Annotated in this window: 12 protein-coding genes; 5 read left to right on the top strand and 7 right to left on the bottom strand. The window is 64.6% G+C overall.

Translation table 11 applies throughout. The features are described from left to right. Positions 1 to 6: 6 nt before the first annotated feature. A complete protein-coding gene (locus tag HF684_RS18115; RefSeq protein WP_169253620.1) occupies positions 7 to 1,416 on the bottom strand; it encodes an APC family permease in 1,410 nt (469 codons plus the stop codon). Positions 1,417 to 1,550: 134 nt separating this feature from the next. On the opposite strand from HF684_RS18115, the gene HF684_RS18110 reads away from it, so the two are divergent. Beyond that, positions 1,551 to 1,943, top strand: coding sequence for a hypothetical protein (locus HF684_RS18110; RefSeq protein WP_169253619.1), 393 nt, complete (start codon positions 1,551 to 1,553; stop codon positions 1,941 to 1,943). Here the strand turns inward: HF684_RS18110 and HF684_RS18105 are convergent. After that, positions 1,879 to 2,805 carry a LysR family transcriptional regulator gene (locus tag HF684_RS18105; RefSeq protein WP_169253618.1) on the bottom strand — a complete coding sequence of 309 codons (927 nt, stop codon included), beginning with the start codon at positions 2,803 to 2,805 and terminating at the stop codon, positions 1,879 to 1,881. The genes HF684_RS18110 and HF684_RS18105 overlap by 65 nt on opposite strands. Positions 2,806 to 2,945: 140 nt before the next feature. Between HF684_RS18105 and HF684_RS18100 the strand changes: the two genes are divergently transcribed. Both HF684_RS18100 and HF684_RS18095 read left to right on the top strand, forming a co-directional pair. Then, entirely contained in the window at positions 2,946 to 4,361 is a 1,416-nt protein-coding gene (locus HF684_RS18100; RefSeq protein ID WP_348981405.1) for an aromatic ring-hydroxylating dioxygenase subunit alpha, read from the top strand. Continuing rightward, complete coding sequence (locus tag HF684_RS18095) at positions 4,358 to 5,632, top strand: hybrid-cluster NAD(P)-dependent oxidoreductase (protein ID WP_169253617.1); 1,275 nt, start codon at positions 4,358 to 4,360, stop codon at positions 5,630 to 5,632. Before HF684_RS18100 ends, HF684_RS18095 begins: the two co-directional genes overlap by 4 nt. Positions 5,633 to 5,641: 9 nt before the next feature. Here the strand turns inward: HF684_RS18095 and HF684_RS18090 are convergent, their stop codons facing one another. Next, on the bottom strand, positions 5,642 to 5,854 hold the full coding sequence (locus HF684_RS18090) for a hypothetical protein (RefSeq protein WP_169253616.1): 213 nt from the start codon (positions 5,852 to 5,854) through the stop codon (positions 5,642 to 5,644). 463 nt (positions 5,855 to 6,317) lie between these two features. On the opposite strand from HF684_RS18090, the gene HF684_RS18085 reads away from it, so the two are divergent. After that, on the top strand, positions 6,318 to 7,085 hold the full coding sequence (locus HF684_RS18085; protein ID WP_169253615.1) for a hypothetical protein: 768 nt from the start codon (positions 6,318 to 6,320) through the stop codon (positions 7,083 to 7,085). A 487-nt stretch (positions 7,086 to 7,572) separates the two neighbouring features. Here the strand turns inward: HF684_RS18085 and HF684_RS18080 are convergent, their stop codons facing one another. Both HF684_RS18080 and HF684_RS18075 read right to left on the bottom strand, forming a co-directional pair. Next, a complete protein-coding gene (locus HF684_RS18080) occupies positions 7,573 to 8,646 on the bottom strand; it encodes a proline racemase family protein (RefSeq protein ID WP_248279028.1) in 1,074 nt (357 codons plus the stop codon). Continuing rightward, complete coding sequence (locus tag HF684_RS18075; protein WP_348981404.1) at positions 8,643 to 10,790, bottom strand: FAD-dependent oxidoreductase; 2,148 nt, start codon at positions 10,788 to 10,790, stop codon at positions 8,643 to 8,645. The genes HF684_RS18080 and HF684_RS18075 overlap by 4 nt, the downstream gene beginning before the upstream one ends. A gap of 217 nt (positions 10,791 to 11,007) precedes the next feature. On the opposite strand from HF684_RS18075, the gene HF684_RS18070 reads away from it, so the two are divergent. Beyond that, positions 11,008 to 11,712, top strand: coding sequence for a GntR family transcriptional regulator (locus tag HF684_RS18070; RefSeq protein WP_248279027.1), 705 nt, complete (start codon positions 11,008 to 11,010; stop codon positions 11,710 to 11,712). A 153-nt stretch (positions 11,713 to 11,865) separates the two neighbouring features. Here HF684_RS18070 and HF684_RS18065 read toward each other — a convergent pair whose 3' ends face one another. Then, positions 11,866 to 13,404, bottom strand: a complete 1,539-nt coding sequence (locus HF684_RS18065; RefSeq protein WP_169253613.1) for an MFS transporter — start codon at positions 13,402 to 13,404, stop codon at positions 11,866 to 11,868. 312 nt (positions 13,405 to 13,716) lie between these two features. Then, on the bottom strand, positions 13,717 to 15,261 hold the full coding sequence (locus HF684_RS18060; protein ID WP_169253612.1) for an aminotransferase class V-fold PLP-dependent enzyme: 1,545 nt from the start codon (positions 15,259 to 15,261) through the stop codon (positions 13,717 to 13,719). Positions 15,262 to 15,299: the final 38 nt, after the last annotated feature.

Here is a 15,299-nt window from a genome sequence, read left to right as displayed (position 1 = left end):
GGCGGCTCAACCGTGGATTCGCCGCCGATTGTTCACCGAGAACACCGCAATGCCGATGACGAGCCAGATCGCGCCGATGACCAGGGCCAGAGGATTCGCGCTGACGAGCACGGCGATGAGCAGTCCGGCGCCGATGATCGGAATGACGCCGTGATTGACCCAGTTCGGAGTCTCGCTGCCCTGCTTCTTCACGAGGAAGTAGCCGACCACCGAGGCCTGAAGGAAGATGAACGCCGTCAGCGCGCCGACGTTGACGATCGAGGTCAGCTGGTCGAGGCCATCGGCACGGGTCGCCGCCCACCCGGCCACGATGACATTGCCGCCGGCGGCCACGAGGATCCCCTTCCACGGCACACCGGTCTTCGGGGCCACCTCGGCGAGGAATTTCGGCACCTGACGCGACCGTCCCATGTCCATGAGGATGCGGGAGCCGGCGGCCTGACCGATCATCGCGGAGAACGCTGCGCCCACGGCCTTCGCCAGGGCGAGCAGCCAGTGCAGCCACGATCCCAGCGTCGAATCGACGGCTTCGTAGTAAGCGGCTCCCTCGAGTGCGGGATCGGCCTGCAGCTCCGCCGGGGTCAACGGTGAGAGCAGACTGCCCGCCCAGGTCTGCGCGACGAAGAAGACGCCGGCCAATACGAGGCAGATCAGCGTGGCCCGGCCGACGATTCGCGGCCCGCCCTTGGCCTCCTCGGAGAACGTCGCAAGCGAATCGAAGCCGAGATACGACAGCACGGCTACGGACACGGCCGCGAGCACCGCAGTCACGGAGAACGCATCGACCCCGGTCAGCGGGGTCAGCCATCCCCGCGTCGGCCCATGCTGGATGAGGTATGCGATGCCGAGGACGAGGACCAGGGCGAGGACGGCCACCTCGGCGAGGACGACCCCGGTGATCACCCGGGAGGCGACCTTGACCCCGGCGAGATTGAGCCCGGTGGTCAGCACGACGGCGACGGCCACGAACACCCAGACAGGCAGGGCCGGGAAGATCGAGTTCAGCGCGATCCCGGTGAACAGATAGGCGACCGAGGGGATGAAGAGATAGTCGAGGAGGATCATCCACCCGGCGACGAAGCCGGCCGGTTTCCCGATTCCCGCCGAGGCGTAGGCGAAGACCGTGCCCGCGCGGGGGACCTCCCGTGACATGCGCATATAGCTGACCGCGGTGAAGGCCATGACGATCGTGGCGACGGTATAGACCAACGCCACCGCACCGCCCGACCGGGCATCGAGAGTGCCGAACACCCCGACGGCGGCCGCCGGGCCGATGAAGACGAGACCGAAGAAGACGAGTTCGCTCAGGCCGATCGTCCGTTTGAGCGTCCCACCTCGCGCCGAGGCGGCCGTGCCCCCGGGTGCGGAAGTGTGAGTTTCGTTGTCGACCTGGTTGGACCGATCGTCGGCGGTCATATCGTCCATCGTGGTGCCCGTCTTTCGAAGTCTGTGCTTCAACTCTACGCGCAGGTCATGGCGTGGTTTCGAGTCCCCGATAGGATCGGAGGTTTCGAGTCCCGATAGGATCGGAAGAGACGAAGGAGGCCCGGATGACGTATCACCCGCAGATGATCCAGCCCGGTGGGTTTCCGCCGCAGGGCGTGCCTGCGAAGAAACCGTCCGTCGTGCCGGGAATCCTCCTCATCATCGCCGGAGTCCTCGGACTCGGCGTGGGGCTGTGCATCCTCGTCATCCCGATGTTCCTGTTCCTCCTCGGAGGCGGCGGCAACGTCGACGCCTTCGATGATTTCGCCTCCGGTTTCTACACCACCGGATTCGCTGTGGTCGGCGTATCCGTTCTGGTGCTGATCGCCGGGATCGTCCTCACCACAGTCGTCGCGAGGAAGCGACGCCGAATGCGACCGCAGGTCTGGATGGTCAGGCCCCCTGGCGGGCCGCCGTTTCAGCAGACTCCCGGAGGACCTCCAATGCCGAGGCGATGATCGGCTGAGCGCCCGAACCGCGGCGGATGCCCGAGAGGATCTTCCGCGACGGCACCGGATCACCGCGCAACGGCACACGCACCACATCGAAGCCGTCCGGCAGGCGTGCCAGGCGAGGAATGAGCGCGACCCCGAGCCCCGCCGAGACCAACGATGCCCCCGTCTCCCACTCGCGTGACTGGTGTGCCTGTTCCGGCTGGAAGCCGGCCGCCGCGCACGCCGTGCGCACCAGGCGGTGATACGGCGAACCCGCCCGATCGAGGATCCAGGATTCTTCGGCCGCCTCGCTCAACGCCACCGCCGACTTCTCTGCCAGACGGTGTCCCACGGGAACCAGCAGATCGAGGCGATCGCTGAATAGCGCCGACTGCTCGAAACGAGGATCGCTGCGTGGTGGCAGCGGGTCGGTGGCCACGACTACGGCGACATCGGCGTGGTCGGAGACGAGGAGGTCGAAGCACTCCTCGGGATCGGCTTCGATGATCGTGACCTCGGCGCCCGGGAACCGCTCCATCACCGTCAGGGCAGTCGGGGGAAGCAGAGCGGCCGCGGCAGTGGAGAATCCGCACAGACGCAGCCGCCTGGTGCGTGTGTCGAGACCGGTGCCGAGGCCGTCGAGCTCACCGCGGATCTCCTCCCACCGGGTGAAGAGCTCCTGCGAGCGTTCGAGGAGGAGCTGACCGGCACGAGTGAGGACGAGTCCGCGGCCGCGCGGTTCGACGACACGCACACCGAGATCCTTTGATAAGCCTCTGAGCTGGTGCGATACGGCCGAAGGGGTGTATCCGAGGCGGTGTGCCGCCTCGGTGAGGGTGCCGACTTCGGCAAGGACCCGAAGGACGTGGAGACGCGGATCGATCATGCAATAGTATTGCACGTTTCGGATGAAGAAGATTCGCTTTTCTTCAGCAAACCTCTGGCGGACACTGGGGGCAGGAGCACGAACTCCACGGTCGCGGTCGGCGAAGGGGCCGACAGCAGGCGCGGCCGAGACACGACGAGGTGGTGGACGAATTGACTCTGGCGCCAGAGCAGAAGCGGACCGATTCCAGCACGAGCGGACCCGCCGGGTCGGGTGCGGCTGCCGGATCCGCCGGGTCGGGTGCGGCTGCCGGATCGGGCGGGCACGGCAGGACTGATATCGATCGGCTCATCGACGAACGCGTGCCGGGCTATTCGCTGGCGGCACCGTTCTATATCAGTCCGGAGTTCTTCGCGCGCGATATCGAGGCGATCTTCGCCTCCACGTGGATCTTCGTCGCCTCTGCTGCCGAAGTGCCCGAGGCCGGTGACTATCTCACGGTCGACATCGGCGCCTACTCCGTCATCGTCATCCGCGATGACGACGGCGAGATCCGTGCCCACCACAACGTCTGCCGTCATCGGGGCACTCGGCTGCTGAACGACCTGTCCGGTTCGGTGGGCAACATCGTCTGCGGCTACCACCAGTGGACGTACACCCCATCGGGCGAGCTCATCTCCGCGGGCGTCCAAGCACCCGACTTCGATCGGACCTGCTTCTCGCTGCGCCCGGTGAATGTCCGCGTCATCGGCGGGCTGATCTTCATCTGCCTCAGCCCCACTCCACCCGATGACATCGACGAGGTGGCCGACGTCATCGAACCCTACCTGGCAGGGCATGACATCGCCGGGACGAAGGTCGCCGCGCAGAGTGACCTCATCGAGGACTCGAATTGGAAGCTCGTCATGGAGAACAACCGCGAGTGCTACCACTGCGAAGCCGGGCACCCGGAGCTGACCTGCACGTTCTTCCCCACCTACGGCTACGAACCGGAAGAGATTCCCAAACGCCTGCAGCCGGCCTACCAGCGCTACCTCGACGCCGAGAACCAGCTGCACGCCAACTGCGACCGCAACGGCCTGCCTTACGCCCTCGTCGAGGAGCTGAGCGGGCGACCCACCGGATTCCGGATCGAACGAGCCGCGCTCGACGGACAGGGCGAGTCGTACACGATGGACGGATCGGCCGCCTCGGCGAAATTGCTGGGCGATCTTGACACCTTCGTCCTGGGCCGGGCATCGCTGCACGTGCAGCCGAATATGTGGTTCCACGCGATGGGCGACCATGTGGTGACGTTCAGCCTGCTGCCGTTGGCCGAAGACAAGACGCTGGTGCGCACGACCTGGCTCGTCCACGCCGATGCGGAGGAGGGCGTCGACTACGACCTCGACAACCTCACGACGGTGTGGCTGAAGACGAACGAACAGGACGCGACCTTCTGCGAACGCGGACACCTGGGAATCTCGTCGCCGGCATATGTGCCGGGCCCCTACGCACCGACGGAATCGCAGGTCGATGACTTCGTCACCTGGTACATCGAACGTCTCAAGGCCCATCGAGAGCAGCGGACCGTGCAGTTGGGCAATGGGCAGTTGGAAGGAGTTGAGAGGCGATGAGGTACCGTCATTCGACATTCGCCCCGGCCGCGTCCGTGCCCGTGGGCAAGGCGACGTTCCGAGTGCCCACTCGGGGCGGGCGACCCGCACTCGCGGCCGCCGCCCCACCGGTCTTCGATACGGCAGTCGAGCCCGCGCTCGCCGCGCCGGTCGACCGGGTGCCCGCTGAATCAGCTGGCCCCGTGCTCGCCGAACTTCAGCTCGATCCCGAACTGCTCACCGGTCCCGTCGAGGTCACCGGCATCACCCAGGTGACCCACGACGTGAAGACCTTCGAGCTGCGGGCGGGATGGATGAACGCGGTTGACTTCGCGCCGGGTCAGTACGTGACGATGCGCATCCCCGAGCTCGGCCTCGAGCGCTGCTACTCGATCTCCTCTGCGCCCTTCGGCACGAACATCTTCACCATCACGGTCAAGCGCGTTCCCGGGGGAGTGGTGTCGACCCATCTGCATGACAATGTGCGCGTCGGCGATCGGCTGCACGTGGACGGGCCGTACGGGCTGTTCAGCACGAGCTTCCATCAGGCCGAACGTCACCTCTTCCTCTCAGCCGGCTCCGGAATCACTCCGATCATGTCGATGGTGCGCAGTCTGTTGGCCAGACAGGGAGGGTTCGGCACGGACATCGTCTTCGTCCACAGCGCCTCGTCGCCGATCGACATCATCTTCCGTGCCGAGCTCGAACAGCTCGCCGAGGTCGCCGGAGTCAGCGTCACCATTCTGTGCTCCAGGGATTCCGGGGCCGAGCCCTGGGCCGGTCGGCGGGGTCGGATCGATGCGTCCACCCTCGCCGAGGTGGTCCCCGACGCGGCCGACCGTGAAGCCTTCGTGTGCGGGCCGGGTCCGTATATGGATGCGGTACGGCCCCTGCTCGCCGAGGCGGGGGTGGCATCGGCGCGGATGCATGAGGAGTCGTTCGTCTTCGCCACTTCACCTGCTGATCGTTTGGCCAAGGCCGGTGCGAGAGCCAAAGCTGCCGGAGTCGGCGTCGTCGGCGGCACTGGAATGAGCCATCTCGTCGAGTTCGCGGCCTCCGGGCGCGTGGTCGACTGCGATGAGTCCACGACCGTCCTCGATTCTGCTCTGGACGCCGGACTGTCCTTGCCCTCATCCTGCTCGGAAGGCGCGTGCGGAACCTGCAAGTCCGTGCTCGTCAGCGGCGAAGTCGAGATGAAGCATGCGGGCGGAATCAGGCCGAAGGAGATCGCCGCAGGAAAGTTCCTGCCCTGCTGCTCGACTCCGGTGACCGACATCGTCGTCGACAGGTGAGCTGCCTGCTCAGTGCTTGAGCTTCGTCTCCTTCAGCCCATAGGTGCCCAGCACGTAGGGTTCGAAGCCGACGACATCCCGGCTCATTCCGTACAGTGCTCGCTGGTAGGCGATCGGTACGATCGGGGCCTCGTCGGCGACCTGCTGCTGGATCTGGGCGTAGAGCTCGTTCTGCTTCTCCGGATCCTCTTCGGCCACGGCCTCCTCCGCCCATTTCTCCACCTTGGGATTCGCGTAGCCATATCGGACTCAGGAAGCAGCTCCATCACGTATTACTAGACGTATCAAAGTTGGTCGTGGTCGCCGATGTTTGCTCAAGTCGGCACTTTTGCGATGGCTCTTTGGTCTAAGAATGTTCTGGTGAATGCACCTTGGATAACGACACCCGAAAAGCTTGCGCCGCTACAAATCGATACTTTAAAAGTTTTGAAGTCTGTCGGGTAAGCTCAATTTTGAATTTTAAATCGCATCTAGGCGGCCCGCCAGGCGGGTGTTTCTATTAGCAGGCGCTCCGGATGTTGAAATTTAACCCAATCGCAGACGCGGAAGTGCTCGAATATGACAACAATGTTGATTTGTAGTTACCTGATCGTAATACTTTGAATACAGCAAGGGGTGTTACTTGATGTAGCGTGAACGTGTCCAAATGAATCGATCAACATTTGCCTCGAGGGGGGACGTGAGGATGCGTATTATTGGCAATAAGCTCGCCGTTGCCGTATTGGTTGCGGGATTGGCTGCAGGTGGTCTTGGGTCGGCGGTTGGCCCTGCCCAGGCGTCGAAGGCTGGCGCTAACTCTAAGCAAGAAAATTGTGCTCAAGCCGGCTCCAGCGAGACCAGTACTGATATGAAACAGATGACTGGCAAGAGTGCCGAGGGGCTTATCGAGACCGTCTCTGAGGGAGTCGGTAATGGAACCTTCAATAGTCACGCAAAGTCATCGCTGTTGAATTTCAATAAGGGTAAAGTTTACAAAGTAACTTCCGGCGATAAGCAATTCACATCTGTCACGATTCCGGTGGAGGGAAAATACGCCACCACCAGTAATTTGACTGTATTGTTTGATGGCGATGGTAAGAAAGTCAATTATAGTGAGGTTCTCTACACCCAAGGCGATAATGGCAAATTTCACCTAGCCAAGTATGAGAATGGCAAAATTACTGAGGATCGAAACACGGATATTTCTTACAAGACGGATTCTCAGATTAGCGCAGAGAGCAAGAAGGGTGTCTCGGGAGAGCTCTCTACCCAGAAGAGCACTGGAGACAAAGTAGCTTGCGTTGCGAGCGTCCTTGGCGTGTCTGGCACAGTTGGGTATCTGATTGTGGGTGCATGTGCTGGTGCTTGTGCGGCGGGTGAAACTGGTGTGACCATTCCTGTATGCGTGGCGTGCATCGGCGCGTACGCGACTGTCGGTGGTGCGTCAGTGACAGCGGTTGCCAACTGCTTTTGAACGAGAGCGAGAGTGGAATGTCGAAGCCATATGCGCTGGCAGGGCTGATATTTGGGCTGGCAGTGTCTGCAGGAGTCTTCATTGTATTGTTGCCCGGTCTGTTCGATAATGCCTCTTCGGGGCGAGTCTGGGTCACTTGGGTGATATTCGGTATTGCTGTGGTCTTCGGGTCAGGGTTGCTCTTGGCGCGACGGCGACTCGGATAGGCCCAGTTATAGATTCCGCTCTGGGGGTCAACATTTGTTATGTGGGGTGCGTGTGGGGATACTAGCGTGTCGCTCAGTGCCTGACCCGACTCGATCGTCCGCATCGATGTTCCCGTCGATGCGGACGATCGTTTTTATCGGTTATGTGTGCGGAGAAATCGGGGTGTTCGTCTTGGAAAAGCAGACGCTCTGCTGAAATGCAGTTTGCCCAACAGCGGAATCTCTCAATAATCAGCAGCGGTCGTTCTCGATTCCGAAATGACGTAGTTGTTCACGCCACCTCACCGCAGCACGAAGCCGGGCACGAGATCATCGAGCGGGTCGACCTCGAACGTCGAGGTGGCCACCCGGTGGGCGCTGCCGGTGACGACCGGGATGACGCCGTCGGCGGTCTCTTCGAGCACTCGCGCCCGGAATCGCGTGCCGACGATCGACTCATGGACGAGCGTCTGCCTCGCGCCGAGCTCACCGGTGGCATGGAGAGCGGCGACCCGAGCCGCCGTTCCCGATCCACACGGTGAGCGGTCGACCTGACCGTCGGCGAAGACTGTGACATTGCGCTGATGCAGTTCACCGCTGGGCAGCGAGCCGAACCGGTCGACGAAGATCGTGCCATAGACACCGGAGAGCCGGTCATCCTCGGGGTGTGCGGTGTCCGGATGACCGGCGAGACCCGCCTTGATCTCCCGGCCCACGGCGATGAGCGCGGTGAGGTTCTCGGGCACGACTTCGCAACTCACCTCACCGAGGCGGCCCACCTCGTCGGCCTGAGAGGAACCGGCGGCGGCACCCAACTGAGCGGTATCGACGAGCGCGTAGACCGCCCCGCCCCACGCGAGATCGACAGTGACCGGCCCCAGGCTGGTGTCCACTGTGATCCCCGAGGCGACGAGCCGGCTGGGCACGTTGACGAAGTCCACCGAGGCGGCCCGTCCCTCGGCGTCCGTGTGCACCTGCGCGCGAACTTGACCCGAGGGCACGTCGATCGTGACCTCCGTGGTCCCGGACGGATCGATGGCGACGATTCCCGACGACACCGCCCAGGCACCCAGCGCCATCGTCCCGTGGCCGCATGCCGTGGAGAAGCCGTCCTTGTGCCAGAACAGGACCCCGAAATCGGCACCGTCGTCATCGGGTTCGGTGATGAAACCGCCGTACATGTCCGCATGCCCGCGCGGTTCGAGGCACAGCAGCTTGCGCAGATCATCGGCCGGCGAACCGGGTACGGCCAGTTCCCGACGCTGCGCCACACTGCGACCGGGGATCTCGACCGGGGGTTCGGCGACGATCCGGAAGGGTTCGCCGCCGGTGTGGAAGTCGACACTCGTGCAGACCGTCGTCACCCCTGTGCTCACAGCCCCATTCCCACTCTCAGCCCTTCCAGTACCGCCGCATGCACATTGCGGGAGGCGACGGCATCACCGATCCGGTACAGCGCGAACGGGTGCCCCGTCGCGGCGGAGGTGGTGGCCTCGGGATCCGGACCGGGTTCCGGCTGCGGGCGTCCGTGGACCCACGCCTCGAGATCCGTGGCCCCGTGGTTCGACGACTGCGACTTGAGCTCGAAATAGACCTCATCGTTGGGCGTCGTCCCGAAGTCGACGACCACGGCATCGGTGACGACCTCCGTCTCCCGATCCGAATAGTCGTTGCGCAGCATCGCCACGATCTCTTTGCCCTCGTTCCGCGGCTTCGCCGTCAGACGCTCGCCGAGGCGGACCCCGACTCCGAATTCGGAGAACACCTGCAGATACGCGGGGGAGTTCATCGACCCCACGTCGATGCCGATCGTGCGTTCGGGGCTGACGTAGGTGACCTGCTGACCGGCCCGAGCCAGGCGTTCGACGGCGTCGAGGGCCGGGTAGAACCCGTGGTCGTCGAAGACGAGCACCCGCTGCTTCGACTTCAGCCGGTCGTCCATGACATCCCAGACGTCGAAGCTCGGACCCTGCTCACGGAAGGGATACCCGGCATCGGGAACCCCGCCGGTGGCGACGATGACGACGTCGGGGCCGAGGCCGAGGATGTCGGCCGCCTCGGCGAAGGTGTTCAGGCGCAGGTCGACACCGTGCTTCTTACACTGCTGGACGCGCCAGTCGATGATGCCGATGAGGTCGCGGCGCCGCTGCGAGCGGGCGGCGATGCGGACCTGCCCGCCGGGAGCGTCCTCGGCCTCGAGCACGGTCACCCGGTGCCCGCGCACGGCCGCGACACGGGCGGCTTCGAGTCCGGCGGGACCGGCGCCGATGATGACGACATGCTTGGGCCCGGTCGTGACGTCGTGGGGAACCTCCTGCGGCAGATCGGCCTCCCGCCCGGTGGCGGGATTGTGGATGCAGGTGGCCGAACCGGAGGTGTAGATCGAGTCGAGGCACATGTTCGCGCCCACACAGGGGCGGATATCGTCCTCACGTCCTTCGGCGACCTTGCGCGCCAAGTGCGGATCGGCCAGCTGCGCCCGGGTCATCCCGACCAGGTCGAGGCACCCGTCGGTGATCGCGAACCGAGCGGTCGCGGCATCGGAGATGCGCGCGGCGTGGAGGACAGGGATGTCGATGGCCTCGCGGATACGGCGGCACGTCTCGAGCCAGGGTGCCGAGGGCGTGCCCATGCCGGGGATCGCCTCGGCGAGCTGACGGTCCGAGTTGATCATCCCGACATTGAGGTTGAGGAAGTCGATGCCGTGATCGGTGTAGGTCCGCAGGATCTCGGTGGCTCTCGCCTCGTCCATTCCGTCCTCGCGGCGCTCGTCGACGGCCATGCGGATGCCGAGGACGAAATCATCCGGGACGACCGCGCGCACGGCATCGATGATGCGCATCGGGAACTTGATGAGATTGTCCAGTTCGCCGGAGAACTCGTCGTCGCGGTCATTGAGCCACGGGGCGAGGAAAGAATCGAGCAGGTGACCGGCGTGCATGACCTCGAGCCCGTCGAATCCAGCGGCCGCCACGCGTTCGGCAGCGGATGCGAAGTCTGCGACGATGCGATCCATGTCGAAGTCCTCGAGCGCCTTCGTGAAGGACCGATGCGCGGCCTCCCGGGTCCGAGAGGCCGAGACCAACGGCAGCCAGTCGCCGGCGAAGTTCGAGGACCTGTGGCCCAGATGGGTCGCCTGGATCATGATGGCCGTACCCTCGTCGTGGCAGTCGTCAGCGATCGCGGACAGCCACGGAACCACCTCGTCGGTGGACAGGTCGATATTGCCGAACGCGGCGGGGGAGTCCTTGGACACGATGGCCGAACCGCCGATCATCGTCAGACCGACACCGCCGCGGGCCTTCTCCCGGTGATAGAGGCGGTAGCGGTCCTTCGGCATGCCGAGCTCGGTGTACGCGGGCTCATGCGAGGTCGAGACGATGCGATTGCGCAGCGTGAGCCGGCCGAGCGAGAAGGGCTGGAGCAGCGGATCGGTGGACGTGTCCGTCGCGGACATCGTCGGTGCGGGTGTGCCGGACGCGTCTGATGCTGGTGTGCCGGATGCGGGGTCGGCGGCCATGGGTTCCTCCTTCATTGCAGGAACGTCACTGTGGGTATGACTCCGCGTGGGAGTCCGGGCGGGTAATCGATTACCGACTACCTGCTTCCATGGTGCGATCTCACGGTTATGCTGTCAATAGGCGACCGGCAGATCGTCGCCGCACACATCGCTCTGGAGGAGGTGTGCGGTTTCGGACTGCTGACCACGAATCGAAGGGGAGCGTGAGATGGATCGAGTGAGAACACAGTCCGAATCGCTGCGCGAGCAGGCACTGGGCATCATCCGCGACGCCATCACCGCCGGTGAGCTCGCCGAAGACAAGATCTATTCGGCTGCTGGCCTGGCCAAGCAGCTCGGCATCTCACTCAGTCCCGTACGCGAGGCGATGATGGCGCTCGTGACCGAAGGGACCGTGGAAGCCGTCCCCAATCGCGGATTCCGTCTGGTCACCGTCACCGAGGCGGACCTCGAGGAGATCATCGCCATCCGCGTCCTCCTCGCTGTCCCCGCCGCCCGCAGTCTGGCAGAGGCCGGCAGTGATGACATCGTCGGTCGCGGCCAGCGGGCCGATGCGGACGCGACGAGCGAATCGACGACCAAGGCGGACGCGGTCACCCGACTGCGCAGCCTCGCCGAGGCGACCGTCGCGGCGGCCGAGGACGGTGACGTGGCCAAGTTCTATACGCAGGACCGCAGGTTCCATGAGGCCCTGCTCGAGCACGGACTCGGCGGGCGTGCCGCCGCGATCAGCCTGCGCCTGCGCGATCAGTCGCGCCTCTACCGGCACCAGGACCAGATCGGGGCCATCGCGGTCGATTCCGCTCGCGAACTGCCGCGGATCGTCGACCTCATCGAGGAAGGGAACTCCGCCGAGGCGGCCGACCTCGTCACGTCGAACCTCTACTTCTTCAAGCGCGTCCCGGCTGACGCCGACGGCTGAGCCCCGGCGCGCTCGGCGGCGCGCTCGGCGGTGTGTCAGTACCCGCGGGTTCAAAATTCATACGCACTGATCAAGATCACCACGTATGAATCTTGAACCCGCTCATGCATGCACTCACCGCTCATGCACTCACCGCTCAGGTGCAGACCTCGTTCAGGCGGGTGCCTTGTCGGGGTCGGTGTCGACGATCGGCATGGACTCGATGTCCATGTCCGGGTTGTCCGCCTGGGTGCGAGCGAGCTCTTCGGCCTCTTCGTGGGTGTTCACCGTCGGGAACGAACCCGGCAGCGGCCGGTGCGCCGATTCCTTCATGAGCAGCACTGCGACGAGTGCGACGACCGAGAAGAACATGATGTAGAACGCGGGCATGTACGAGTTGCCGGTGACATCGATGAGAGCCTGGGCGAACAGCGGCGTGGTGCCGCCGAACAGCGAGACGCCGAGGTTGAACGTCAGGCCCATCGCACCGTAGCGCGACGCGGTCGGGAACAGCGCCGGCAGTGTCGAGGCCAGGCAGGCGATGTAGAACCCGGCGGGCAGGGCGACCATGAACAGAGCCACCATCACTGCCCACATCTCACCGATCTGCATGACGGCGAAGGCGGGGACGATGAGGATGATCGTCATGATCGCGGCCGTGAGGAAGACGAATTTCCGTCCCAGCTTGTCCGAGAGCTTGCCGATGAGCGGCAGGCACAGCGACATGATGACGAGGACCGGGATCGTGGCCGCAGCCGCCTGGACGTTCGAGACCTTGACGGTCTCTTCCAGGTAGGTGGGCATGAAGCTCGTCAGGGCGTAGCCGACCGTCTGGGAGCCGGCGACGACGGCGATGCCGATGAGGATCTCTTTCCAGAAGTGGCGGATGACGCCGAGGAGGCCGTGCCGGGCGTACTTGTCGTCCTTGACCTTGATGTCGCGGCCGGCTTCCTCGCTCGATTCGAAGCTCGGGGTCTCCGGGATCTTCAGACGGAACCAGATGGCGACGGCGCCGAGCGGGATGGCGATGAGGAACGGGATCCTCCAGCCGCCGTCGAGCATGGCGTTCTCGCCGTGGATGGAAGTGGTGATCACGGTCGTGATGGCGACGGTTCCCGCACCGGCGGCGAAGCCGAGGTAGGAGCCGACATCGAGCCACGAGGCCCAGTAGCCGCGGGACTTGTCCGGAGCGAACTCCGAGACGTAGGTGGTGGCACCGGCGTACTCGCCGCCGGTGGAGAAGCCCTGGATCATCTTCAGCAGGTAGAGGGGGACGATCACCCACAGGCCGACCTGGGCCGCGGTGGGCAGGACGCCGATGAGGGCGGTGGCGGTGGCCATCGTGGCCATCGTGAAGAACAGGACCTTCTGGCGGCCGATCTTGTCACCGAGCGGGCCGAGCACCATGCCGCCGAGCGGGCGGACGAGGAAGGACACGGCGAATCCGAGGAGGGTCACGAGCAGACCCATCTGTCGGTCCATGCCTTCGGTGAACACCGACGTCATCGTCACGGCCAAGTAGCCGTAGACGCCGAAGTCGAACCATTCCATGAAGTTGCCGACGGTGGTGCCGCCGATGGCGGTGCGGATCGATTTGGTTTCGACGACGATGCAGTCATCGGCCTCGAACCGCTTCTGCTTCTTTATTGCACGCCGTTCCTTGCGGGTCGGCTTCTTGTCTTTCTGCGCGGATCTGTCGTGGCCTTCTGACATCAGTGGTTCCTCGTTTCAGCTGCTGCTAAGCAAGTTGCAGGGCCGAGTCGCCGGAATGGTGCGGACTCTGCGCGGCAGTTGCTGTCGGATTTCGACAATGCAGAACATCCTTGCGTGGTGCTCTGGGAGTGTCAATAAAAATTGTGACACAGTTCACGACGAATGCGCCCGAGGGTAGTTACCTGCGTTGGAAATCGCCCAGTGGTCCAGAAAATACGCAATGAAGATGTTGTCTAATTGGCAGTCTCACTTGTCCAGTGGCGTTGCCGACCGAGGCCGCCGGGAGCGGCAGGGGCGGTGACTGCGCGCCGATCAGTTCCTGACGACCCGATAGGTCTCGAGCCCGGGATCGGCGGCGCCGCGGACGTGTCCCGACGGGCTCGCGGCCACGGCCTGGAGGAAGTCGACGGTGTCGGCGGTGATCTCCTCGCCGGGCAGGACGTTGGGGATTCCGGGTGGGTACGCGGCCAGTGAGCTCACGCTCACCCGTCCGACCGCCTCGGCGGCGGTGACGAGTTCGGAATCGGCGAAGTACGCCTCGCGCGGGGTCATCGCCAGTCGGCCGGCCGTGGGCAGCGGCGGGAGGCCGGCGGCAGGGGTCGTCGCGGTGGCGGAGTCTGCGGTTTCGAGGCGCAGAGTCTCCAGGGCGTCGACGAGGCGGCCGATGTCCGGGGACTTTCCGATGCCGATGAGGGCGACGAGGGTGGTCGCCGTCGACATTTCGGGGAAGATGTCGAAGTCCTCGGCCAGACGCTTGCGCACTGTGTGGCCATCGAGTCCGGTGGCGGTGATGTCGATGGGCAGGCGGAACGGGTCGATATCGACGACGTCGGCATGACCGAGGAACTCGCCGGACAGCAGGTGGTAGCGGTCGGTGGCCTCGATCTGCGCACGGATATGGCGGATGTTCTCCAGCGAATCCGTGATCGCCTCTTTCGAGGTCATGAGTGCGCGGCGGGCCAGGTCGATCGAGGCCATGAGGTGGGCGTTCTCGCTCGTCGAGGCGGTCATCATGAACGCGCGTGCCAGCGCCGGTTCGAGGCGATCGGCGAACTCGGTGTCACCGAGGTGGAGCAGTGCGGACTGAGTGAGCGAACCGGCGAGCTTGTGCGTGCTCATGATGACGATGTCGGCGCCCTGGGTGACAGGGGACGCCGGCAGGTCCGGGTGGAAGCCGAAATGGGCACCCCACGCGGCGTCGATGATCAGTGCCGCACCTGCTTCGTGGGCCACCTCGGCGAGGGATTCGACGTCGGCGACGGCACCGAAGTAGCTCGGGGTCACGAGGTAGACGGCGGTCACCGGCTCGGGGTGATTGCGGATGGCCCGGCGCAGTGCGTCGGGGGTGACGCCGTGGGCGATGCCGTTGACCTCGTCGACGTTGGGGTAGACGAAGCCGGGGTTGAGCCCGGCCAGCACGATGCCGTCGATGAAGCTCGAATGCGCGCTGCGCTGGGCGACGACGCCGGAACCGAGGGTGCCGACGGCCAGGGCGGCCATGCGGTTGCCCTGAGAGGAGCCGTTGGTGAGGAACCAGGTGCGGCGGGCGCCCCAGGCCTCGGCGGCCAGGCGCAGAGCTTCGTCCTTCGGGGTATCGACGCCGAGGTCGATTCCGTCGAAGAGCGGGGGGATGTCCAGGGAGAGGGTGTGCTCGCCGAAGAATTCGGCCTGACCTGCGGAGATGCCCTCGGTCGTGCCGCCGTGTCCGGGAGTGGACAGGAACAGCGAATTGCGGTCGGCCGCATACGCCAGAGCTTCGGCATAGGGTGCGCGGGACTGCGTGAGGGCAGGATGCGTCGCCGACCCCGAGGAGGAGTGCGGGGCCGGGGGCATGGGGGAGTCCTGGTGCACGGTCATGTGTCCAGAGTAGAGAGGTGAGCGGGTATGGGAGAATA

This window comes from Brevibacterium sp. 'Marine', assembly GCF_012844365.1.
Taxonomy (GTDB): Bacteria; Actinomycetota; Actinomycetes; order Actinomycetales; family Brevibacteriaceae; genus Brevibacterium.
Note: the sequence above shows the minus strand (reverse complement) of the source record. Positions and strands in the feature narration are given on the sequence as shown.

Excerpts from the sequence above, each read along its gene's own strand:
- HF684_RS18060 (WP_169253612.1), bottom strand. The coding sequence starts at position 15,261 with ATGACCGTGCACCAGGACTCCCCCATGCCCCCGGCCCCGCACTCCTCC.
- HF684_RS18110 (WP_169253619.1), top strand. The coding sequence starts at position 1,551 with ATGACGTATCACCCGCAGATGATCCAGCCCGGTGGGTTTCCGCCGCAG.
- HF684_RS18065 (WP_169253613.1), bottom strand. The coding sequence starts at position 13,404 with ATGTCAGAAGGCCACGACAGATCCGCGCAGAAAGACAAGAAGCCGACC.
- HF684_RS18105 (WP_169253618.1), bottom strand. The coding sequence starts at position 2,805 with ATGATCGATCCGCGTCTCCACGTCCTTCGGGTCCTTGCCGAAGTCGGC.
- HF684_RS18075 (WP_348981404.1), bottom strand. The coding sequence starts at position 10,790 with ATGGCCGCCGACCCCGCATCCGGCACACCAGCATCAGACGCGTCCGGC.
- HF684_RS18085 (WP_169253615.1), top strand. The coding sequence starts at position 6,318 with ATGCGTATTATTGGCAATAAGCTCGCCGTTGCCGTATTGGTTGCGGGA.
- HF684_RS18095 (WP_169253617.1), top strand. The coding sequence starts at position 4,358 with ATGAGGTACCGTCATTCGACATTCGCCCCGGCCGCGTCCGTGCCCGTG.
- HF684_RS18115 (WP_169253620.1), bottom strand. The coding sequence starts at position 1,416 with ATGACCGCCGACGATCGGTCCAACCAGGTCGACAACGAAACTCACACT.